This is a genomic window from Pelomonas sp. Root1237 (genome assembly GCF_001425055.1).
Taxonomy (GTDB): Bacteria; Pseudomonadota; Gammaproteobacteria; order Burkholderiales; family Burkholderiaceae_C; genus Pelomonas.
The window spans coordinates 716,692-738,075 of the sequence record NZ_LMDK01000001.1 but is presented as its reverse complement, the minus strand read 5'-3'; the positions used below and the strand labels follow the sequence as shown (position 1 = coordinate 738,075).

Sequence of the window (21,384 nt, the reverse complement as noted above, 5' to 3'; positions counted from 1 at the left end):
AGGGTATAAGTTTGGGTTATGCGTCTCGACCTTCGCCGCCCTTGCCGCGACGGGTCGTGCTCCAAACAATTCCCGCCCGTTCTCCCTCTGAAAAGCCACCGTCATGAAGCCCCTGCACTTCGCCCTGCTGACCCTGGTTGCGCTGGCCAGCGCGCCTGCGGTGCAAGCCCAAAACAAGCCGCTGATCTACTGCGCCGACGCCAGTCCGGAAGGTTTTGACCCTGGAATGTGGGACAGCGCTAGCACCAACACGGTCAGCGCACAGATGTTCGACGGGTTGCTTGGCTTCAAACGACCCACGACGGAGCTGATCCCCAAGCTCGCCACAAGCTGGGAAATCTCGCCCGACGCGAAGAGCTTCATTTTCAGATTGCGGGACGGCGTGAAGTTCCACACCACCCCCTGGTTCAGGCCCACCCGCAACCTCAATGCAGATGATGTGCTGTTCACTTTTCAACGCTTCATCGACCCCAACCACCCGTTCAACAGGGCGTTTCCGGCAAATTTCATCTACCCACAGAACCTTGGACTGGCCAAGCTGATCGAGGGCATCGACAAAATCGACGACCGCACAATTCGTTTCCGGCTCCGTCAGCCCAATGTGACATTCGTCGCAAACTTCGCCTTCGCCTGGGCGGGCATCCAGTCCGCCGAGTACGCCGCGCAGCTACTGAAGGAAGGAAAGGCCTCGCAAATCAATGTGCAGCCGGTCGGCGCGGGGCCCTTTCGCTTCAAAAGTTATGCCAAGGACGACGTGCTGCGTATGGAAGCGCACCCAGATTACTGGGGCGGCAAGCAGCCCACGTCGAATCTGGTCTTCAGCATCAGCCGTGAGCCCAATGTGCGCGTGCAGAAGATCGCCGCCGGCGAATGCCATGTAACGGCAGCCCTGCGCGACGTCGACATTGCCCCGCTGGCGAACAACGCCAACATCAGCATCGAGAAGATCCAGGCGCTCAACATCTCCTACCTGAGCTTCAACCTGAAGAAGCCGCCCACGGACAAGCGCGAGGTGCGCGAGGCCCTGGACATTGCCGTCGACCGCGACGCCATCTTCAAGACCCTGTTCCCGCGCGGCGACGCCATGCAGGCCGTCAGCGCCTTCCCGCCCGCCATCCCCGGCTACAACAAGAAGCTGAAGAACGAGTTCGACCCGGCGAAGGCCAAGGCGCTGCTGGCCAAGGCGGGCTTTCCCAACGGCTTCGAGATCGACCTCTGGGCCCTGCCCGTGCAGCGCCCGACCAACCCGAACGGCCAGCTGATGGCCCAGCTGATCCAGCAGGACTGGGCCAAGATCGGCGTCAAGGCCAGCATCAAGACCTTCGAGTGGGGCGAGTACCTCAAGCGCGCCAACAACGGCGAGCACAACGTCTACATGAGTGGCTGGAGCGGCGAGACCGGGGATGCGGACGACTTCCTGACGCCCAACCTGAGCTGCGCGGCCAACAAGAGCGGCATCAAGTTCTGCAACGCCGAATTCGAGAAGCTCATCGACGAAGCCCGCGCGACGCCCGACCAGAAGAAGCGCGTCGCGCTGTACGAGAAGGCCCAGGAGATCTTCAAGCACGAGCGGCCCTGGATCACGATGGCCCACTCCACCGTCTACATCCCCATCCGCAAGGACGTCGTCGGTTTCAAGATGGCGCCGAATGGCAGCGTCAACTTCGAGGGCGTCTACCGGAAATGAGACTCCGACATATAGAAGTCTTCCACGCCATCATGCAGGCCGGCACCATCAGCGGTGCGGCCCAGCTGCTGCACATCTCCCAGCCGGCCGTGACCAAGGTGCTGCAGCACTGCGAGCTGCAGCTCGGCATGGCCCTGTTCGACCGCGTGCGCGGCAAGCTCTACCCGACGCCCGAGGCGCAGCGCCTCTTCGTCGAGATCGACAAGCTCAACCGCGACCTCGTCGGCATCCGCCGCCTGGCGGCCAACCTGAAGAGCGGCGAGAGCGAACAGGTGCGCCTCGTTGCCACACCAGCCCTCGCGATGGCCATCGTGCCCGCCGCGATGACGCCCTGGTGCAAGGCCTACCCGAACGCGAGCTGCTCGCTGGCCACCCATCACACGCGAGAGATCGTCTCGGCGCTGCTGCTGGGCGAGGCCGACCTGGCCCTGTCGCTGCAGGACCCGCGCCACCCCGGCATCAAGGCCGAGGTCATCGCCAGCGGCGCCATGGTTGCCCTGTGCCCCTTGAACAGCCCCGAGGCCAAGGGCGAGGGGCCGCTGGGCCTGGCCGACATCCGCACCGAGATCGTCGGCCTGCAGAGCGACGACCCGCTCGCCGGCCTGCTGCACCACGCCGGCGAGGCCCTGGGCCAGCCGCTGGCCAGCCGCATCACCGTGCAGACCTACCAGCTCGCACGCGCCCTCGTCGAGGCCGGCGTCGGCATGACGCTGGTGGACCCCTTCACCGCCGCCAGCGCCGACGCCAGCAAGGTCCGCGTGCGGCCGCTGTCACCCACCGTGCCGGTGCAGCTCTATCTGCTCAGCGCCGCCAGCGCGCCGCTGGGCCAGGCCTCGCGCCGCCTGGTCAAGTTCATCACGGCCGCTGCGCACGAACACCTTTCTCGACTGCCGTGATTCGCATCGAAGACATTGCCTCGCATTCGGACTTCCGCCCGCTCGCCTCGCTGCAGCACGGCATCGCCGTGGATCTGCGCTACGCGACGGCCGACAACTTCGTCGGCCACTCGGTGTATGCCGGCATCGATTGCGCCTGGCTGCGCCGCGAGGCCGCGGACGCGCTGGAGCAGGCCGCCGCCTGGCTGCACGAACGCCGCCCCGGCTACCGCCTGCTCGTGCTGGACGCCCTGCGCCCCCAGCGCGTGCAACAGCGCCTGTGGGACGAGCTGCAGGGCACGCCGTTGACGATGTATCTCGCCAACCCCGAGCGCGGCTCCATCCACAGTTTTGGCATGGCCGTGGACCTGACGCTGCTCGACCCGCAAGGCCGCGAGGTCGACATGGGCAGCGGCTTCGACGAGATGACGCTGGCCTCCCACCCCGATCATGAAGCCGAGCATCTGGCGCTGGGGGCGCTGACGCCCGAACACCTTGTGGAGCGTGGCTGGCTGCGCGCAGCGATGCGCGAGGCGGGCTTTCACGGCATCACCACCGAGTGGTGGCATTTCGACTTCGGCGACCGCGTGGCGGTCAGGCGGGATCTGCCGCGGGTGCTTTGACGTCGATGCGCTTCTCCATGAAGACGCTCAAGGGATCGTCGGCATAGCCGCCGTAGGGCCCGCGGCGGACGTAGCCGCATCGGGCATACAGCGCCAGCGCTTCGAGCTGGTAGGGCCCCGACTCCAGCGTCACCAGCCTGCAACCCCGAGCGGCCGCTTCGGCTTCCAGCTCAGACAGCAGCCGCTGGGCCAGCCCCTGACCACGTGCCGCCGGGCTGATGAACATGCGCTTGAGCTCGCCGAACTCCGGGGTCAGCACGACTGCGCCGCAGCCCACGGCCCGCCCCACCGTATCCCGGGCCACGGCGAAGACGACGTTCGGCTGGGTCAGCGAAGCCAGGTCCAAGGCATACCGGGCTTCGGGCGGATAAAGGGTGTCCTGGTAGGCGTCCAACTCGGCGATGAGGGCGATGACCTCCGGCTGGTTGGCAGATTCAAAGGCGATGCTCGTCAAGCAAATGGCTCCATGGCTTGTAGGGAAGGCATAACTCGCCTGACGCGCCGGTCTGCGTCACGGCCTGCTCACTCAGTTAGGTGGTGGGCCCAGACATCATCCATTCCGATGGCGCGATGTCATAGGAGTCTTGTGCACAGGCAACGGCCTCCTCAAGGGTTTCATGCCAGGTATCGGCGGCATAGCGCCCATCCAACGAATGGCAAACAAGCAAGAAGTTCTTGTTTCCATCGTCCGTGATCTCGAATCGAAACTCGATCTGCAGCGCGTTATCGTCATCAGGATCTGCGGGCGACCACCCACTGTTTGGGTGCCCGAGGATGCGTACCGCTCGGCGAGCGATGGTTGCGTAGGATTTCATTGATGCGCTCTGACGTGTGAGCTCAGCGGACGGCGAAGCTGTCCGCTGCAGCGAAGGGTTAAAGCGCACGGCGCTCACCAGAACCTCCACCAAGGACGGTCGCCTGCCTTGCTGTTGCTTCCAGCCGCTCCCGCTTGCTTAGAGGCGAAGTCAATCATTCCAGGAATAGCGGTGAAGAGGCCGAGTACTGAGTCGCCATCCTCATTGGCGAGATGCTTCGCGACCTTGTTAAACGGAAATACTGATACGCCGTCATTGATCTTGACCTGCCAACCGTGTGTTGAATCTTCAACCCACTGACCGCCATAGGTTTGGCGAATGCATTCTCCGAGGAACGAACCCAAGGTATTTGGCAGTTTGGCCCTCACGTCGGTGCTGGCGTTCTCTCGCTGACCATCTATATACCTGTCGAGCCAGCGAACTCCGGCTTCGTCGTACTGAACCACAGTGTCAAGTTGCTCGGCCGCTACTTTACGAACCAGCTCAGCGTTGGCGAGGATGTGATGCTCCATCTGGTGCGCTTTAACGTTCGCGCTCAGCGGGCGGCGAAACCGTCCGCTGCGGCGAAAGGTTAAGTTGCATAACCGCGCTCCTTCCCTGGGGGGATGAAGAGCAGGTTGTCATGCTTGCGCGCCCGACATTCATCCGCAAAGGCACCGAGCTGAGTTGAGTTGGCCGGGTAGCGTTCGTGGGCCGTAGCGTCGATTTGGTAGTACTCCTCGTAGTCAACAAGCCGATTCGAAACGGGTATGGCCAAATAGAAGCGACCGGATTCAACCTCTTTGCCGATGGAATACCGCTCGGTCTTGTTGATGGCCGTATCAACGAACTTCATGCTGCAACTTAACGTCGAAGCTCAGCGGACGGCGAAGCCGTCCGCTGGAGTGAAAGGTTGGGCCGCTTGATCATGGGCAAGCAGGCAGCTGTCGCTCTGCAAGCTCAGCCTCCGACGCGTCCTGAACATATGCCCCAGCCACTTCAAGCACTTTGAGATCTTCGCTCCAGGAAGCTCCCAGTCGTTCAAGATTCCGGCGAGACAGTGATTCCTCTGTTTCACGCGCCATGAGATCTGCGCAAATGTATTTAGGAATCCATTGCTTCTTTCGAGCGCACTGCGTGAATTCCGGCGACTTAAGCCTCAGTCGGCCTTCTGCAATCCAGCGCCCGAGGAAGGTATCGGCGTACGCCGCATCTTGCGCAACGCAAAGCCGAATCACCGGAAACACCCACATTGGCCCGGCACCGCCCGCCAATACCGGCGCGGCACAGGAAAGAGCTAAGGCAGCGAAATAGCTTCGGAATCTCATGCGGTTCAACGTGGAAGTGAGCGGACGCCGAAGGCGGTCCGCTCCAATGGCAGGTTATGCCGCGGCATGGCGAGTGGACATGAACTCTGAGATCCACTCGGCCACCTTCGCAGATTGGCAACGGTGGGGGATGACATATTTGCCTGCGTAAGTCTGCCCGTCATCTGTGAATCCGATGCCTACGAAATAGTTTGATGTGAGATCCAAAGCTTCCACGGACGCAGTTGTCTTGAAGTTGCGCAGCGAACCAACCGAACGTATCGAGTTCCACAGCGCGCGATACGCGGGAATGGAAATCGGCACATCCACTGTCTGCGGCACAGAACTACCTATGACCCACATTGCTCGTCCAACGCCATCCACGTGTGTCAGCTTCCCGTGTTGTTCTTCGCCGTTGAAGACGGTGTAGAGCTCGATTACATGGTTGCGCCGCACGTCAAATGTCGGTGCGTGCGGCATGGAACGCTCGACGACATAAGTGAGAACGGGGATGCTGACGAGCAAAAGGGGGAACAGAAGAATTGAAAGTACTCCCCACCCGTGGACATAGGGAATGATGGCCGTTGCTGCCCAGATTGAAAACAGGACGCCGTACTCGCGCCAGCCCCAGTGCGACACGGCTCGACGGAAAGCTCGGATTGCTGATGCAGTGCTCATCTAAGCGGCATAACGTGTTCTCGGGCGACAGCCACTGCTGCATAAAACCGGAGCAGCCGTTGCAAGTGTTTGATGGGCAATGACTATGCCAATAAAACATCGACAAAAGCGGCGCGAAGTTACAAGTTCTCCGCCTGATGGCACTGCAGCGAGTTGCCTATGCCATTGCATGACGCCGCACCAACTCTCCTGCCCATTCCGCCACCCTCGCCCTCACCGCCACCGGCTCCATCGCTTCAGCCTCCGGCGCCAGTGACATCACGAGCCGCGCCGCCTGGTCCACGCTCTCGATAGGCAACTTGACCCTGGCCCAACGCTGCGGCCCCGCCGGCTTCTCGGGCACCGCGGCAGCGACGGCCTGGGCGGCATAGCTGCCCTTCTCGGCCAGCCGCCGGCGGCCCTCGGCGGTGATGCGGATGACGGCGACCTCGGGCCGCAACTCCCTCTCAAAGCGCTGCAGCGAAGCCTGCCACCAAGTCGACAGGTCGAAGTCAGCCGGGCGCTCGAAGCTCTCCTCGCCGACGCTGAGCGACTGGATGTTGGCGACCTTCAGCGTCAGCGTGCGCGCCCCGGCCCGTGCGACGGCATACCAACTGCCGCCCTTGAGCACGAGGCCGAGCGGCTCGGCGCGCCAATCCCGTTCGCCCTTCCAGCTCAGATAGCGCAGTTCGACGCGGCGGCATTCCAGCACCGCCTGGGCCAGCGCCGGTAGGTGCGCTGCCGGCTCGCCGCCTTGGTACCAGTCCAGCGGGTCCACATGCAGGCGTGCCTGCAGCCGGCCGGCCAGCGCGGCGCTCTCGCCCGGCAGCGCCGACTGCAGCTTGAGCCGCAGCCGCTGCGACGCACCGCCCAGGCCCAGTTCGCTGGCCGCCCCCGGCAGGCCCAGCAGCGGCAGGGCCTGGGCCTCGTCGCCGAGCAGGCCGTTGAGCCGCGTCGCAAAGCCCTCGCGCAGCTTGAAGCCGCCGCTGCGGCCGCGTTCGGCATAGACGGGCACGCCAGCAGCCGACAGCTCGTCGATGTCGCGCAGGATGGTGCGCACCGACACCTCGAACTCGCGTGCCAGCGCCGGCGCCGTGATCTGCGGGCGCAGCTGCAGCAGGATCAGGATGGAGAGGAGTCGGCTGGCGCGCATGCTTGAAACCTGGACTCGGCAGTTGGCCGCTTGCTACTCATCAAAAACCTCGGCGCTTTATGAAGTGGCCGTGGCCCCCACCCTCACCACTTCGTTGCCAGGCGCTGCACGTCCGCTGGTTCGGCGCTTCGGGCCGCTGGCTGCGTTGCTTCTCCTTGTGGGCTTGAGCCCACATCGTCGGCGCGCCTTGCCCGCGGCCCGCCTCGCCACCCCCTCGGGCGCGCCCAACAGCCGAGTCCAGGTTGGATGATGTTCCGCAAAACATGACGCCGATTGTCATGTCATGCCGTGCAGCATGCGCCACCTCCACTCACTCACGAGATGCGCATGACCGACAACTCCGAACGCCGCCGCCTGCTGCAAGCTGCCGCAGCCCTTGCGCTGACGCCGAGCAGGGCCGCGCCTGCCGAACCCGCCGAACCCCAGCCCGGCCCGGCCATGACGGGCGCCCTGCCCACCACGCGCACGCCCGGCAAGCCCGGCGACTTCGACTTCCTGAGCGGCCGCTGGAAGATCCTCAACCACAGGCGTCGCAATGGTGTCTGGGATGTCTTCGAGGGCGAGGCCACGGTGCACGCCATCCTTGCAGGCGTCTGCAGCGTCGAGGAGCTGCGCATCCCAGCACGGCAGTTCGGCGGCATGGGCCTGCGGCTGCTGGACGTGAAGAAGGCGCAGTGGTCGGACTTCTGGGTCAACGCCGCTTCGGGCGAGCTGGGCGCACAAGGTCTGCCAGGCAGCTTCGAAGGCGGGGCGGGCATCTTCCAGGAGCAGTCCGAGGAAGACGGCAAGACCGTCATCTACCGCAGCGTCTGGGACCGCATCACGCCGACGAGCTGCCGCTGGCAGCAGGCCGCATCGCGCGACGGTGGCAAGACCTGGGTGATGGACTGGTCTATGGATTGGACACGGGTGGCGTGATCAGCGCGCACGCTCTTCCGCCAGCCGCTTCAGCACGCCGCGGATGCCGGCGCCCTCGCTGATCTGCGGGTTGGAATAGCCGTCGCTCTTGCCCGCCTCCTTCTCCCTCACCTCGATGACCTGGCGGGCCCATGCATGTGCCTCAGTGAAGGACCAGGTCTTGCGCAGCGCCTCCTCGTACATCGCCCGGCCGAAAAAGGTCAGCTCGGAGCGCTTGCCGCAGCCGTAGGAGGTGTGGTCCGCGTCGGCCGCCGTCATCACCAGCGTGCCGTCGCCGGCCAGCGGCGCGATCCAGCTGCCCGAGTAGCAGGCCGACACCGAGATCACGCGCCAGCGCACGCCGGCTTCGTCCAGCCAGCGCTTGAGCAGGTCGGGCGTGACGGGCTCGGTCTTCAGGGGCCAGGTGTCGTTGGCCAGCTTGCCGTCGCGGCCGCCGTGCGAGGTCAGGTGCAGAAAGAGCACGTCCCGGTCGCGGTCCATCACCGCGGCCATGCGGGCGATGGTCTGGCGCAGGTTGGCCGGCGTGCCCCAGGGCAGCGTGTCAGTGGCGGCGCGGTTGGCCACCAGCTCCACCAGACGACCGTCCGCGCCGAAGCGTTCGCGCATGGTCTTGGCAACGGTGGCACTCTCGCGCATGAAGACGTCTTCCGAGGCGTTGGGCGCGTAGGTCGCTGCATAGACGTTGACCCGGCCCGGCTGCGGTGGTCGCAGGCCCTGCAATGCAACAGCGACGAGCTGCGCTTGCCTGCCTATGGTCTCGTCGGTCAACGGCAACCCGACCTCGGGTTCGGCGTCCGCCTCGGCACTGGCCACTGGCTCGGCCCACCAGAATGTCGGCGGCGCGAGCCAGCCGTTCAGCATCAGCGGGATAGGGACCAGCAACAGGGCAGCACCACGCGCCAGCCCGGAACCCGCTGCCCGCCACAGCAGCACGAGCTGCGTCAGGCCAGCCCAGCACAAGGGCACCAGCCATGCCGTCAGCTGCAGGCTCAGGGGCCAGCTCTCAAACGGATCGAGCGCGGCTCGCATCCCAAAAAAGACACCGCCGGAAAACAGGCCGAGCATCAGCCCGGCAATGCAAACCAGTGCAAACAGCGTGGCTGGCCTTGGCGTCGCTGGCGCTTGTGTCGAGCGAGACCGCGCCACCACCCAGCACAGCCAGGCCATGATGGCGATGCCCGCCCAGCCTGCGAGAAAGCCTTGCCAGAGCAACATCGGCGCGCCCTGCATCATCACGCGCTGAGCAATGAACTGCAGCAGATAGCCCGCCAGGATCGGCGCCGCCACCGTCGCCGGCGAGGCTTCCAGGCCCTCCCAGCGCGGCGCGCGGAACGCCAGCACGCGCGCGCCTTCGCGCAACCATGACGCGCCACCCACTGCGGGCGCACCGTCGTCCAGCGCCGCAGCCGTCAGCAACGGCCCGCCTGCAGGCGCGTCCTGCGCCTGATCTTCTTCATTCATCCACCCGCCCTCCCCTACCGGCCATCGTCTCTAGCCGATGCGCTCGAAGCGCTGCCGCACGACGCCGTCAACCTCCAGTGTGCCGGTGAACATCTCGTAAGGCCTCACCCACCAGCCGCTGTCGTTGTACAGCGGCCGGTAGACCACCACGACCTCCAGCGTCTCGCTGTGGCGGGCCACATGAAGGACCTCGTATTCGCCGCCCTTGTAATGGCGGTAGCGGCCGGGGGCCAGGGTGGGCAATGCAGGCAGGTCGGATTCGCTCATGCCTCCATTGGATCAGGGCTTGAATGCGGGGTCGCTTTCCGCGCCGCGGCGCGGCTGCCAGCCCAGGCCGTAATACTCGCCGCGGTCACGCGCCCAGGGGTCGAAGGCATTGGTCACGTGGGCCAGCTCGGGCGCCAACTCGGGCACGGTGCGCAGCAGCACGCGCTTGAAGGGTGAGACCTCGATGCGGTGGCCGTTGCTTTCCTTGGCCTCGAACTGCTTGCCCGTCGGGCCGTTGTTCATCAGCCATTCGATGCCCAGGTTGCCGTAGAACTCGGGGCGGAAACTGCTGGTGAAGAAGCGGTCGCTGAACAGGCGCCGCGACGCATTCAGGATGAAGACCTGGAACTGCGTCTCCGAGATCGCATAGCCATGCGGCCGCGTGAACTCGGACAGCCAGCCCACCACCGTGTCCACGTCCTCGATGTTGTCCACCAGGCTGCCGTCGGGCTTGCCCAGGCAGTCGTTGATGGGGCTGCCGTCGAGGTTCCTCTGCGCGGCGGTGATGACCTTCTTCGCATCGCATTTGTGCTGACCATAGATGCCGCGCAGGTCGTTGATGACCTTCTGCTGGCGCGCGCGTTCGGGTGAATCCGCCGGCAGGCGGGCGTCGATGAAGTCGTCGAAGCTGGTCAGCTGGCGCAGCCCGTACTGGCGGCGGAACTCGTTGAAGCGCGGCACGCCGTGTTCGCGGTCGCGGATGATGTCCAGGGCGGCGACGTCGATCTTGCCGGTGCTGGACTGCAGCCGCGGGATCGCCAGGTTCTGCAGGAAGGCCGGCGTGTTGCCCAGCGTCAGCAGGCCCAGGCGTTGGCGGCCCATGGACAGGGCCCAGTCCGCCGCGCCTTCGTTGGCGAGCGCGCCGGTGGCCTTGCCGCGGAAGGTCTCGATGACGGGCACCTTGGCGGCGATGCGATTGGGGTCGCTGTCCCAGTGGCGCAGCTCGATGAGGTCGGGCACCAAGGCATGCAGGCGGTAGACGCTGACGAACTCCTCGGGGAAGTTGAAGGGCGAGCCGAAGTGGTTGACGCCGCCGTTCACGTGCTCGGGGTTGGCGAGGTTCCAGATGTCGTCCTTCTTGGCGTCATGGCGCGCAAAGAAGCTGTCGTCCTTGTAGACCCGCGCACCGAGGCCAAAGATGCCCGGCCCCGAGGCCAGGGCCGAGTACCACTGGCCGGCTTTCTTGGCATCGGTGCTCTTGCCGTAGTTCTGCACGACGATGGCTTCGAGGGCGTTCTCGACGAACGGATGCCCTTCGAACAGGCCGCCCCAGTTGGCGTTCATGCCGAGGTAGAGCGGCTCGTCGTAGAGCAGCTGCGTCGTCCACTCGATGGTGTGGATCTTGGCGATCTCGGCGGCGACGACGAGGCGCCCCACCTCGAACAGCACGTCGGGCGACACGTCGCGGTAGCGGATCACGGCTGTCGGGTTCGCCGGGTCGCGCAGGCCCGAGTCGGCATCCGGCGTGGCCGCGGCGCGGCGGCGGAACTCGGCGACGAAGGCGTTGTGCTCACGCGAGAACACCGTCTGATAGAAGCCGACGCCGATGCTCCAGTTGTCCGGGAAGGCTGCCGCACCCTGGCCGGCCCACTGCGGCAGGATGGGGTCGTTCGCCGCGAAGACGGGCAACTGGCCCAGGGCCTCGCCCGCGCCGCCACGTGCGCCGGGCGGCATCAGCAGCTTGGCCGGGTCGGCCGGGTCGCGCTTCACGCGCTGGCGCGAGACGTTGTTGTAGCCATAGATCTGCGAGGCGTCCCACCAGGCCGTGTTGTTGTTGGCATGGGTGCGGAAGGCGCGTGCCAGCGGCTTGGTTCCGTCAGCCGCCGTGTAGCGCGGCGGCGCATTGCCGTCGGCGACAAAGGCGCGGTCGATGCGGTCATCGGGCCGGCAGCCCAGCTTGGCCGCATCGCCCGTGCAGCCCACCGGCATCCACTTGGGTTCGTTGCGGCCCTCCTCCATGTGGGAGAACCAGTCATGCGTCATGTACTGGATCCAGAACGCCGCCAGCACGTTGAAGAAAGGCGCCTTCTGGTAGTCGCAGTTGGCGTCCACCGGATTGCCGGGCAGGCCTTGCCCGTCGCGGCATTTGGCGGGGTCGCTCTGCGCGCGGGTGAAGAGCTTGCGGCTGATCAGCTGCGGGTCGGGCTGCAGCAACGCGATGCGGTCACCATGGCGGTTGCGCGCCAGGGCGTCGTCGCTGATGTCGGGGTAGGTCGCCTCGAACTGCACATTGCGCGCGAACAACGCGCCGGCCGAGCCCATCTTGGGATTGCGGATGTCGTTGCAGACGCCGCTGAGCTGGCGCCAGCGGATCAGATCACCCTGGCAGAGCTGCTGCCCGTCGCCGCCCACGGCCGCGTAGAACGGTGAATCGGCCGCCAGCCGCATCGAGGGCCAGGTCTTGACGGCCGCGCCCGCCACGCCTTCACGGCCCTGGGCGTAGTCGGCAAAGCTGCCGGAGTTGTCGAACAGGTTGAACTTGATCAGCTCCATGCGCTGGTACTCGAGGTCCAGCAGCGCACCGTCGACGCCCCGGCCGTTGGGCCCGAGATGACTCCCGACGCCACTCGTTCCCGGCAGCAGCGTGGCCTTGTCGCCGGTGGCCCAGTAGTTGGACCAGTCGACATAGGGCGTGTTGCGGAAGGCCGCGGCCTTGTCGCTGCCGCGGCAGCGCGCCACCTCTTCGCCGACCTTGCCATTGAAGCGCTCGCCGCGCTCGTCGGCCACCTTGCGAAAGCCCCCGGCCACCATGGCCGCGCAGTTCCTGGTGTCGTCCAGGCTGGCCTGGGGGGTGGTGCTGATGCAGCCGGCCAGCAGCATCGGCGTGAGCAGCAGCCAGGTGAGTGCATGCTTCATGAGCTTCTCCTCGTCTTGTTCTTCGCAGATCGCGCAACATAGCGAGGCTACGGCCATAGCGTCAATCCTTCGAAGGCCCCGAAAAATTCACCTTGAGGACAGCCACCCGTGCCTGCCCTTGCACGCGACTGGCAACAGGCCGCGGCAGCTGATGCCGCCAGGGCGCACACAATGCCGCGCAAATCGTCGAATCCGCGCGACCGAGCACGCGGCCAGCCCCTCATCTCTGATTGTTTGCGAGCGATATGAACCCGTCACGCCGTCAACTCCTGCAGTTCAGCGCCGCCACGGCCGGCCTGCTGGCCGCCGCCCAACCGGTGCGCGCCGCGGGCGGGCCATTGCTCGCGCCACGGCTGCGCCCGGGCGACACGATCGGCCTCGTCAGCCCCGCCAACGCCACCTTCGAGCGCGAGCCGCTGAAGATGGCCGTCGAGGTGCTGCAGGCCCTGGGCTTCAAGGTCAAGCCGGGCGAATTCGTCGCCGCACGCCGTGGGCCCTTCGCCGGCACCGACGCCCAGCGTGCCGCCGACATCAACGCCATGTTTGCCGACGATTCCGTGGCCGGCATCCTCGCCATGACCGGCGGCTCGGGCTGCAACCGCATCGTCGACAAGCTCGACTACGAGCTGATCCGCCGCAAGCCGAAATTCTTCGGCGGCTTCAGCGATCTGACCTGCCTGGTGAACGCCATCCACCGCCAGACCGGCCTCGTCGCCTTCCACAGCCCCGTGGCCGTGTCGGAATGGAACGACTACTCGGTGCAAAGCTTCAAGGCCATCGCGATGAATGCCGAGGCCGCCGTGCTGCGCAACCCTGTCGTCAAGCCGGTGGACGACCTGATCGCCCGCGAGGAGCGCATCACCACCGTGCGCCCCGGCAAGGCGCAAGGCCGGCTGGTGGGCGGCAATCTCACCGTGCTGGCGTCGATGGCCGGCTCGGCCTATTTCCCCGATTGCCGTGGCGCCCTGCTCTTCCTCGAGGACATCAACGAGTACATCTACCGCATCGACCGCTGCCTCTCCACGCTGCGCCTGGCCGGCGCGCTGTCGCAACTGAGCGGCGTCGTGCTCGGCCGCTTCACCAAATGCGAGCCCGGCGAGGGCTACGGCAGCCTGACACTGGACGAGGTGTTCGACGACTACTTCCTGCCGCTGAACGTGCCGGTCTACCGGGGCGCGGCCATCGGCCACATCAAGCGCAAGCTGACCGTGCCGGTCGGTGCGCCGGCCGAGATGGATGCCGACGCGGGAACGATCCGGCTGCTGAGCCCGGCCGTGGCCTAGGTTCCCCGGCGCCCGGCCCCCAGACTGCCGCATGCGTGCCAGCGGACCCCGCCTGCTGCTCATCCTCACCGAATGGCCGCCCGCCATCGGCGGCATGCAGACGCACGCGAGGTATCTGGCGGCGCACTTCGCGCGCCACGCCGCCTGCGTGGAAGTGCTGACCTATCGCGTGACCGACCCGGCCATGGCCGAGGCCGCGCGCGCGTTCGACGGGGGCTGCTCCCATGCGGTGCATCGGGTCCTGTCGCGGCTGGGCTATTGGCACAACCAGGAGCTGCTGCTGGAACGCATCCGCGTGTTCCGGCCCGATGCGATCTATGCATCGACCGTGTTCTACGGCCTGCTGCGCTCGCGCGCCGGCGTACCGGTCGTCTGTCGCTCGGTGGGCAACGACGTGCTGCGGCCCTGGCTGGGCTATCCCTATCCCTGGGGCAGCCGGGCCATCGGCTCGGCGGCCATGCAGCGTGCGCTGAGCTGGTGGCTGGAGCATGGCCAGCATCCCGACTGGGTCGACCGCCTGTTCCGTGACGGCCGCCAACGAGTGATGCGCCACGCCGCGGCGGCCCACAACGGCATCCTGGCCAACAGCGACTACACGGCCAACCTGCTGCGGGCGATTGGCGTGGCGGGCGAGCGGATCGAGGTCGTCTCGGGTGGGGTCGCCGCTGGCGAGTTCCGCCCGCCGCCCGGTGCGCGGGCTGCCGCGCGCGCGGAGCTCGGCGTGCCCGAGGCTGCGCAGGTGGTGCTGACGGTGTGCCGGCTCGTCGAAAAGAAGGGCGTTGAAGTTCTGCTCGATGCCCTCGCCAGGTTGCGCGGTGAATTCCCGGCCATCCGCCTGTTGATCGTCGGCGACGGCCGCCGCCGCCGAGCCTACGAGGCCTGTTGCGCGCGCCTGGGGTTGGCTGACGTGGTGCGCTTCGAGGGCCGTGTACAGCACGAAAAGATTGCCCGCTACTACTGGGCGAGCGACGTGTTTGCGTTGGCCAGCTACGAAAGCCACCACGCCGGCGCGCGCGACGTGGAGACCATGGGCCGGGTGCTGTGCGAGGCCAACGCCGCCGGCGTGCCCGTGGTGGCCACCGCCAGCGGCGGAACGCCGAGTGTGCTGCGTGACGCCGACAACGGCCTGCTCGTGGCGCCGGGCGACGCCCAGGCGCTGGCCGCGGCGATCAGGTCGCTGCTGCGCACACCGGCGCAGGCCAGCCGCCTGGCCGGCAACGGGCTGGCGCGTGCGCGGCTGGAATTCGATTGGTCGGCGGTGATGGCACGCAACGAGGCGGTCGTGGCTCGGTCGCTGGCGTCGCCACCGGCGCAGTGAACCAGCGGCGGTCGCAAGGCCGCGCCGTCAGCGCTGCGCCGTGACCCAGTTCACGAGCGCATCCAGCATGGTGTTGGAGGGCAAGATGCGCTGGCGCATCGAGCGCGACTACCAAGACCTCAAGCAGCAGCTGGGGCTGGGGCACTACAAAGGCAGAGGCTGGCGGGGCTTCCATCATCACGCCAGCCTGAGCATTACCGCTTACGGCTTCTTGATGACGCTACAGCTCCGGCATCCCGAAGGCGCCGGATCGACTGTCACGCACCCCAGCGCAGGTCATTGAACGTGAAAGCTTGTCTTGCAGAAAGAGGAAACGCACGTCGCCACCAGCGCAAGACCTTCCTCCCGCGGCCAGCCGTAGCCGTCGAGGATCGCGAAGACCAAGGACGCCTCCAGGTTCTCGTCATCATGAGAGCCTCGGCCCGCCCGCAGTGCCTCGCGCAGGCGCTGCAGGCGCGCGTTCAACAACGGCCGGTCGTCCGCTGCACCGATGCTGGCCAGCACCATCGCCGCCTGCGCCGTGTCGTGCGCGGAACCGTTCTCCAGAGTCCTGCGATAAAAGGCGCGCATCGCGTCAGCGGGTAAGTGGCTGGTGACCTTGGCGGTGTAGCTCATCACATCGCCCTCGTCTTGTTGCGCAGCGACCTCGAACTGCGCCGAATAGGTCTTGGGGTCCCAGCGCATCAGGTAGACAAGCGCGGCAGCTCTGGCATTGGGCAACCAGCGCCCCTGAAGCGAGGGCATCAGCCGGGCGACGTCCTGGATCAGATCCGGTGTGGCGAAACGCGCCACGAAAGCCAGGGTCACACCCAGCCCGATCTGACCGGAGGTTGTTGCCGCTGTCGGCGCCTCCTTCAGCAGCTTGCGGCGAAGACAATCGTCTACATCGGCCAGCGTCGCCACGGGCAAGTCTCGGACCTGCTCGAAATACATCGGGTGATCGCCGCACGCGTGGCGGACGACATAAGGCTGGGCCAGGTCGGGATATTGGTTCACGGCCAGGCTCAGCGCGTTGGCGTCGTCCGGATGCGCGTCCAGGTAGTGCTGCAACGCGGCGACGACGGCGAGGCCGTCGAAGGCGCCGCGGAAGTCGCGCGCCAAGCCGACCAGTTGGTAGCTTTGCAACTTGTCGAGATGCGCGGCAATGAAATCCCGAGCGACGACAAAGTCGGTCACATCCATGGCCGCTGCGTCACCGCGGAAGGGTTCGAGAACCAGCCAACTGGCCTGCAGACGGGACTCCCCATCGCGCAGCGGCAGGGTCGCAGCGAGTCGATGCAGCGCCGCCGCGCGGATGCGCTTGCTGAGCGCGGCGTCTGCCGCCCAATCCGCCGGCCATGAAGCCTCGACGCTGCTCTTCAGGAGCACGAGGTCGTCGATCAGATCCGTGCGCGCCGGCGCCGGGTCCATGACTGCCTTTTCAAGCGCCTCGATGACTCGTTGACGGTCGCTGGCATGCCAAAGCCCCCGCAAGGCATCGATGCGGTACGGATGAGCGCCCTGCGGTTCGAGAACCAGATCGAGCTTGGCCTGCGCCGCGGCATCGGAAGACATTCGGGCCAGCGCTTGTACGGCCGCCGCCGACTTGCGCCCTGACGGCGCGCCGGTGATTTCTGCAGCCAGCATGCGGACGCGCGCCGCATCCTCCTCGGGCGACGGCATCTCCACGGCAAACGTGACGTCGTTCGTGGTGAGTGCCTTGCGTCCCGCCCGCCGAGTAACGACGTGCACCGAATAACGCCCCGGGCGATCGAAGCGGTACCGCTGATCGAGAACCAGCGGTACCGACAACTCCTGCCCCTCAGGCACAGCCTGCCGGTTGATCACGTCATGCTGCTGCGGCATCCAGCGCTCGCGATCGATCGCGGCGGGAGGACTGCCATCAAGCGCCGTGATGACGACCTCGTCAGAGAGGTAGTCACCCAGCGAATTGGTGACGATGCGCTCCGGCGCCTGCAGCGCGCGAAATCTCAGATCCAGCGCAATGGGCTCGCCGGCCTTGAACGCCGCCCGGCCACTCTTGACCGACAAACTGACCGTGACTGGCGCATCGGCCGCATCGGCCTGCGCTGGCGCAGGCTGGATCGTCAGGCAGGCGATGAGGAGCGACAGTAGCGACAAGCGCATAGAGATATCCCGGTTCGGAAACGGGATCGTAGGACCATCACGCAAAACCTGGACGTCGCTCCCGTTTCGATGGAATCCCGCCTCCGCGCGTTCGCCGCGAGCAGCTCAGGCGGCGGCACGAAGCGCCCGCGCCTGTGGCCATTGCGTCGCAAGCGTCTACGCATGGATTTCAACGCCCGATCGGCACGAAGACGGTCGCCGGTGAGCACTGCGGGATGACAACACAGGGTCGGCGTCGGGCTGGGCTCGCTTCACGACGCGCGAGCCCGGCGACGACTACTTCCTGCCTCTGAACATCCCCGTCTTCCGCGGCGCAGCCATCGGCCACATCAAGCGCAAGCTGACCGTGCCGGTGGGAGCGATGGCCCAGATGGATGCCGACGCCGTCACGCTGCGCCTGCTGGCGCCGGCCGTCGCCTGAGGGCCGCGGCCGAAGCCGCCTCCCCGGCGGCGCCCTCAGTCCTTGCGCTGGCTTGCCCGATGAAGGCGCTGCCGTCACGGTGGGACGTCCCGACGCAACTGCGACGGACCGCCTGCCGCACGCCCAAGAGCCTCAACCCAAGCGCCGCCTGCGCGCCAGCAGACCCACCGCCCCAATCCCGGCGAGCAGCAACGCGTAGGTGCGCGGCTCGGGAACCGCGCTGATGGAAATATTGAGCACCGCATCGCGCACTGCAGTGCCATTGGCCACCAGGTGATAGGTGCCGGGACCGATGGCCCCGTCGAAGGCCGACACGGCGTATCCGCCCAGGACACCACCGAACGCATCGCTGATAACGAGGGTGTTGCTGGCATCGAAGATGTCGATGTTGACGCCGACGAGGCGCGGCCCCGGGCCGGCGGCAGTCGAGATCTCCCACACCGCACGCCCGGTCAAGCCGGTGATGCCCGCCCCTAGCGTGAACGTGACGCTCTGCGACAGCGCGCCGGTTTCCTGCGTCACCACCGTGTCGACGATCAGCGTGTCGCCAGAGCCGAACGTTCCCTGGAGCGTCGCTGTGGCATTGAGCACGTTGAAGTCGACCTCCCGGGTCATCGCGTGCGCTTGCCCCACCATTGTCGCGAACCACGTCGCGGCCAATGCCAATGCCAATGCCGCCTGCCTGAACCCTGCAAATCTAGCCATCGCGATCTCCTGTTGCCTTGGCATGGCGCCCGATACCTAACCGGGTGCCGAGCAGAAAACATAGGTGACGCTGCGGCTTAAGCAACTTTCCAACTAGGGGTTCGGCAAGGCGATTGACACACACGATCCGGCGTGATGTCGACGGGTCGTGTTGCAGCGCGGTCAGTCGGCCAACAAACGCCGCCGCCTGACGCCGCTCGGGATCAAGCCTTCAGCGCTGCCCTGCCACCCACTCCACCAGCGCATCCAGCACCGGCCGCCCCTTGGCCGCAGCCTCGGGATGGTTGAGCAGCGCGACGAAGACCCAGGGCTTGCCCGACGCATCCGGCACGAAGCCGGCCAGGCCGACGGCATCGCGCAGCGTGCCGGTCTTGAGCCGCGCTCGGGCCGTGGCCGGGCCGTCCTTCAGGCGGCGTGACAGCGTGCCGTCGACACCGGCGATGGGCAAGGTGCCGAGCAGCTCCGGCCCCTGGGCGCCGCGCTGGCCCGCACGCAGCACGCCGGCCAGCAGGGCCGGGCTGACCCGCTCGCCGCGCGACAGGCCCGAGCCGTTGTCCAGCACCAGCGCTGCCGTGTCGACGCCATGGCCCGCAAGCCAGTCGCGCACGACGCGCTCAGACGCCGCCAGCGTCGGCTCGCCGGGTTGCGCCGCCTGGGCGCCGAGCTGCAGGTAGATGAGCCTTGTTGCCGCGTTGTCGCTGCGCTTCATCACCCCGCGCAGCACCTCGGCCAGCGGCCGGCCGCGGTGCGTGGCCAGCACGACGGCGCCGGCCGGCGCGGCCGCCTCGGCGTCACCCGGCCCCACGCTGCCGCCCAGTTCGGCCCAGAGCTGGCGCACGGCCCGTGTGGCCAGCCACTGCCGGTCGACGATCTGCAGCGGGGCGCGCTGATGGCAGCCAGCCGGGAAGGCCCCTTGCAGCTTCAGCGCCCAGCCCTCGCTGGCGGGCTGGACAAGAGCGGGTTTCCAATCCTCGTCCCAGTCCTTGCACGGCCTTGCTGACAAGGTCATCGAGCTCGCATCCACGCTCAGCCCTGGCAGGGCCGGCAGGGCGCGCGCCGTAACGCCGGTGGCCGTGGCTTGCAGCTCGAAGTCGAGCAGGCTGCCGTTGAGATGCAAGGCGTCGGGGATGACGTTGTAGTCGAACTCGGGCGCATCGTCGAAGGGCGGCAGGCCGACATCGAAGCGGGTCGGTTTGAACAGTGTGCGGTCGATGACGAGGCCGCCGCGGATCTCGCGCACGCCGCTTTCGCGCAGCTGGCGCAGCAGCCACCACAACGCCGGCCAGTCAAGGTCGGGATCGGCGCCTCCTCGCAGGATCAACGGGCCGTCAATGGTCCCTCCGACAGGAACCGAACCTGCCAGCAGCTCGGTGCGGCCGCGGTGGTTGATGCCGAGCTTGTCCATGGCGACGGTCGCCGTCACCAGCTTCATCGTCGAGGCCGGCGCCATCGCCGCGTCGGCGCGTTGGCTCAAGGCCGGCCGAGAGCCGTCCAGCGGTTGCAGCACAAAGCCGAGGCTTTCCGCCGGCAGGCCGGCCTTGGCCAGCGCGGCCTGTACGGGGTCGGGCACCGAGGTCGTCGCGCAGCCGGTCAGCAGCACCACTGCGACCGGCAAAGAGATCCGCATCAGCCATCGCAGGAAACCTGCGCATTGCGGGCCGAGCGCCGGGCCGCTCCCAAGCCGGCCCGCGTTGGCGATGTGCTTGCGGCTCGATGCCGCGAGCATCGCCGTCCCCGCGGGGGCTGAGGCCGGACACGGCAAGTCCTGTGGACTTGTTGAGCCTGCCGAAGAGCAGCCGCTCCGGCGGCTGCGCGGTCTGCAAGACCGACCGGGATTGCCGGCGTTCAGCCGGCGCAAGACCGGGCGAGGGGCTCGTTTCACTTCAGCAGGCTCCCAGGCGGTGGGCGACGAGGCGAGCCAGGGCCACGTCCTCCAGGCCGATGCCGACGCTCTTGTAGACGACGATGTCCTGCGCCTCGCGCGGACGCGGGCTGACGATCAGTTCGCCCAGCTCAACGAGCCGCTCGGGCACGATGACGCCCGGCACGGCCTGCACGATGTCGCCGGCTTCCAGCTCGGCGGCGGTGCGCCATTCAACGACGACCAGGGCCGCACGGGCCAGCAACGCATCGTCCAGCTCGCGCGCCACCTTCGTGCTGGAACCCACGGCAGCGATGAAGGCGCCTTGCTTGACGAGAGCGCCGTCGAACAGCGGCACGGCCGAGCGCGTGGCCGTCGCAATGACATCGGCCTCGGCAGCGGCCGTGGCGGCATCCACGACCTGGGCTGGAAAACCGATCTGTGCCTCGATCTCGCCTGCGAAGGCCTCGCCGCCACTGCGCGCGCAGACCAGCACGCGCTCGAAGCGCCGCACCCGTGTCAGCGCCTCGACATGGGCTCGCGCCTGGATGCCGGCGCCAAAGACGGCCAACGTCCTGGCCTCTGGCAAAGCCAGCAGGTCGGCCGCCACGGCGCTGGCCGCGGCCGTGCGCAGCCGCGTGAACTCGTTGGCCTCCAGCGTCGCAATCGCCTCGCCGGTCTCGGCCGAGAATAGGCTGACGAGGAAGTGGTACTTGCCGTTGCGCGCCGAATAGGCCTTGGTGCCGAGCACCGCCGGCAACTCACCGTCGGCGTCGAGGATGGCCCCCATCGCGCTGATCGCGAGCGCGGCGCCGCCCTGCGTGGCAGTGGCACGGTGGCGGGCCAGCACCTGCGCCTGGCCGCGGCCGTGCTGGGCAAAGGCGGCACGCAGGGCGGCCACGGCGCTGTCCGGGTCGAGTACGGCCGCGACATCGGCCTCAGTGATCAATCGCATGAAGAAAACCTCCGCCGGCACTGTATGAGGGCCGCCGCGCACCGTGCGCGTGCTTTCACATCAGCACGCATTCCCGCAGGTTATGTGCAGCCCACAAGCATTCATTGAACAGCGCG

Annotated in this window: 21 protein-coding genes and 1 pseudogene; 8 read left to right on the top strand and 14 right to left on the bottom strand. The window is 66.8% G+C overall.

Features of this window, described 5'->3' with window-relative positions:
• The first annotated feature begins 103 nt into the window (after window positions 1-103).
• The 3 genes from ASC91_RS03375 to ASC91_RS03365 are packed head-to-tail and all read left to right on the top strand — an operon-like array spanning window position 104 to window position 3,185.
• Complete coding sequence (locus ASC91_RS03375; RefSeq protein ID WP_056192082.1) at window positions 104-1,687, top strand: ABC transporter substrate-binding protein; 1,584 nt, start codon at window positions 104-106, stop codon at window positions 1,685-1,687.
• On the top strand, window positions 1,684-2,583 hold the full coding sequence (locus ASC91_RS03370; RefSeq protein ID WP_056192080.1) for a LysR family transcriptional regulator: 900 nt from the start codon (window positions 1,684-1,686) through the stop codon (window positions 2,581-2,583). The genes ASC91_RS03375 and ASC91_RS03370 overlap by 4 nt, the downstream gene beginning before the upstream one ends.
• Window positions 2,580-3,185, top strand: a complete 606-nt coding sequence (locus tag ASC91_RS03365) for a M15 family metallopeptidase (protein ID WP_082532375.1) — start codon at window positions 2,580-2,582, stop codon at window positions 3,183-3,185. Before ASC91_RS03370 ends, ASC91_RS03365 begins: the two co-directional genes overlap by 4 nt.
• Here the strand turns inward: ASC91_RS03365 and ASC91_RS03360 are convergent.
• The 7 genes from ASC91_RS03360 to ASC91_RS03345 form a co-directional block, all read right to left on the bottom strand.
• Window positions 3,157-3,639 carry a GNAT family N-acetyltransferase gene (locus ASC91_RS03360; protein WP_056192078.1) on the bottom strand — a complete coding sequence of 161 codons (483 nt, stop codon included), beginning with the start codon at window positions 3,637-3,639 and terminating at the stop codon, window positions 3,157-3,159. The two genes, ASC91_RS03365 and ASC91_RS03360, sit on opposite strands and share 29 nt — an antisense overlap.
• A gap of 76 nt (window positions 3,640-3,715) precedes the next feature.
• Window positions 3,716-4,000 (bottom strand): hypothetical protein, encoded by a 285-nt coding sequence (locus ASC91_RS29190; protein ID WP_162247729.1) that lies wholly within the window; start codon window positions 3,998-4,000, stop codon window positions 3,716-3,718.
• A 74-nt stretch (window positions 4,001-4,074) separates the two neighbouring features.
• Window positions 4,075-4,512 carry a hypothetical protein gene (locus tag ASC91_RS29185; RefSeq protein WP_157281073.1) on the bottom strand — a complete coding sequence of 146 codons (438 nt, stop codon included), beginning with the start codon at window positions 4,510-4,512 and terminating at the stop codon, window positions 4,075-4,077.
• Between the two features lie 59 nt (window positions 4,513-4,571).
• Window positions 4,572-4,835, bottom strand: coding sequence for a hypothetical protein (locus tag ASC91_RS03350; protein ID WP_056192074.1), 264 nt, complete (start codon window positions 4,833-4,835; stop codon window positions 4,572-4,574).
• Window positions 4,836-4,905: 70 nt separating this feature from the next.
• Window positions 4,906-5,307 (bottom strand): hypothetical protein, encoded by a 402-nt coding sequence (locus ASC91_RS30140; RefSeq protein ID WP_157281071.1) that lies wholly within the window; start codon window positions 5,305-5,307, stop codon window positions 4,906-4,908.
• A 54-nt stretch (window positions 5,308-5,361) separates the two neighbouring features.
• Window positions 5,362-5,964 (bottom strand): hypothetical protein, encoded by a 603-nt coding sequence (locus tag ASC91_RS29175; RefSeq protein ID WP_157281069.1) that lies wholly within the window; start codon window positions 5,962-5,964, stop codon window positions 5,362-5,364.
• 157 nt (window positions 5,965-6,121) lie between these two features.
• Window positions 6,122-7,096 (bottom strand): YafY family protein, encoded by a 975-nt coding sequence (locus tag ASC91_RS03345; RefSeq protein WP_056192071.1) that lies wholly within the window; start codon window positions 7,094-7,096, stop codon window positions 6,122-6,124.
• A 327-nt stretch (window positions 7,097-7,423) separates the two neighbouring features.
• Between ASC91_RS03345 and ASC91_RS03340 the strand changes: the two genes are divergently transcribed.
• A complete protein-coding gene (locus tag ASC91_RS03340) occupies window positions 7,424-8,014 on the top strand; it encodes a hypothetical protein (RefSeq protein WP_157281067.1) in 591 nt (196 codons plus the stop codon).
• Here the strand turns inward: ASC91_RS03340 and ASC91_RS03335 are convergent, their stop codons facing one another.
• The 3 genes from ASC91_RS03335 to ASC91_RS03325 are packed head-to-tail and all read right to left on the bottom strand — an operon-like array spanning window position 8,015 to window position 12,598.
• Window positions 8,015-9,475, bottom strand: a complete 1,461-nt coding sequence (locus ASC91_RS03335) for a C13 family peptidase (protein WP_056192065.1) — start codon at window positions 9,473-9,475, stop codon at window positions 8,015-8,017.
• 30 nt (window positions 9,476-9,505) lie between these two features.
• Window positions 9,506-9,742: a DUF1653 domain-containing protein gene (locus ASC91_RS03330; protein WP_056192063.1), complete on the bottom strand. Its 237-nt coding sequence runs from the start codon at window positions 9,740-9,742 to the stop codon at window positions 9,506-9,508.
• Between the two features lie 12 nt (window positions 9,743-9,754).
• The gene (locus tag ASC91_RS03325; protein ID WP_056192645.1) at window positions 9,755-12,598 is read right to left on the bottom strand and encodes a peroxidase family protein; all 2,844 of its coding nucleotides are present in this window, start codon (window positions 12,596-12,598) and stop codon (window positions 9,755-9,757) included.
• 245 nt (window positions 12,599-12,843) lie between these two features.
• Here ASC91_RS03325 and ASC91_RS03320 point away from each other — a divergent pair, with 245 nt between their 5' ends.
• The 3 genes and pseudogenes from ASC91_RS03320 to ASC91_RS03310 form a co-directional block, all read left to right on the top strand.
• On the top strand, window positions 12,844-13,881 hold the full coding sequence (locus ASC91_RS03320; protein WP_056192060.1) for an LD-carboxypeptidase: 1,038 nt from the start codon (window positions 12,844-12,846) through the stop codon (window positions 13,879-13,881).
• A gap of 31 nt (window positions 13,882-13,912) precedes the next feature.
• On the top strand, window positions 13,913-15,199 hold the full coding sequence (locus ASC91_RS03315) for a glycosyltransferase family 4 protein (RefSeq protein ID WP_056192057.1): 1,287 nt from the start codon (window positions 13,913-13,915) through the stop codon (window positions 15,197-15,199).
• Between the two features lie 79 nt (window positions 15,200-15,278).
• Window positions 15,279-15,431 (top strand): annotated as a pseudogene (locus ASC91_RS03310) (transposase); the annotation flags it as partial.
• A 44-nt stretch (window positions 15,432-15,475) separates the two neighbouring features.
• Here ASC91_RS03310 and ASC91_RS03305 read toward each other — a convergent pair.
• On the bottom strand, window positions 15,476-17,326 hold the full coding sequence (locus ASC91_RS03305) for a hypothetical protein (RefSeq protein WP_056192054.1): 1,851 nt from the start codon (window positions 17,324-17,326) through the stop codon (window positions 15,476-15,478).
• A 208-nt stretch (window positions 17,327-17,534) separates the two neighbouring features.
• Here ASC91_RS03305 and ASC91_RS30855 point away from each other — a divergent pair, with 208 nt between their 5' ends.
• Window positions 17,535-17,747, top strand: coding sequence for a hypothetical protein (locus tag ASC91_RS30855; RefSeq protein ID WP_162247734.1), 213 nt, complete (start codon window positions 17,535-17,537; stop codon window positions 17,745-17,747).
• 132 nt (window positions 17,748-17,879) lie between these two features.
• Here ASC91_RS30855 and ASC91_RS03300 read toward each other — a convergent pair whose 3' ends face one another.
• From ASC91_RS03300 to ASC91_RS03290, 3 genes are all read right to left on the bottom strand, one after another.
• On the bottom strand, window positions 17,880-18,452 hold the full coding sequence (locus ASC91_RS03300; protein WP_157281065.1) for an FxDxF family PEP-CTERM protein: 573 nt from the start codon (window positions 18,450-18,452) through the stop codon (window positions 17,880-17,882).
• 211 nt (window positions 18,453-18,663) lie between these two features.
• Window positions 18,664-20,079, bottom strand: a complete 1,416-nt coding sequence (gene dacB, locus ASC91_RS03295; RefSeq protein WP_056192642.1) for a D-alanyl-D-alanine carboxypeptidase/D-alanyl-D-alanine-endopeptidase — start codon at window positions 20,077-20,079, stop codon at window positions 18,664-18,666.
• A 256-nt stretch (window positions 20,080-20,335) separates the two neighbouring features.
• Complete coding sequence (locus tag ASC91_RS03290; protein ID WP_157281063.1) at window positions 20,336-21,268, bottom strand: ornithine cyclodeaminase family protein; 933 nt, start codon at window positions 21,266-21,268, stop codon at window positions 20,336-20,338.
• Between the last annotated feature and the right edge of the window lie 116 nt (window positions 21,269-21,384).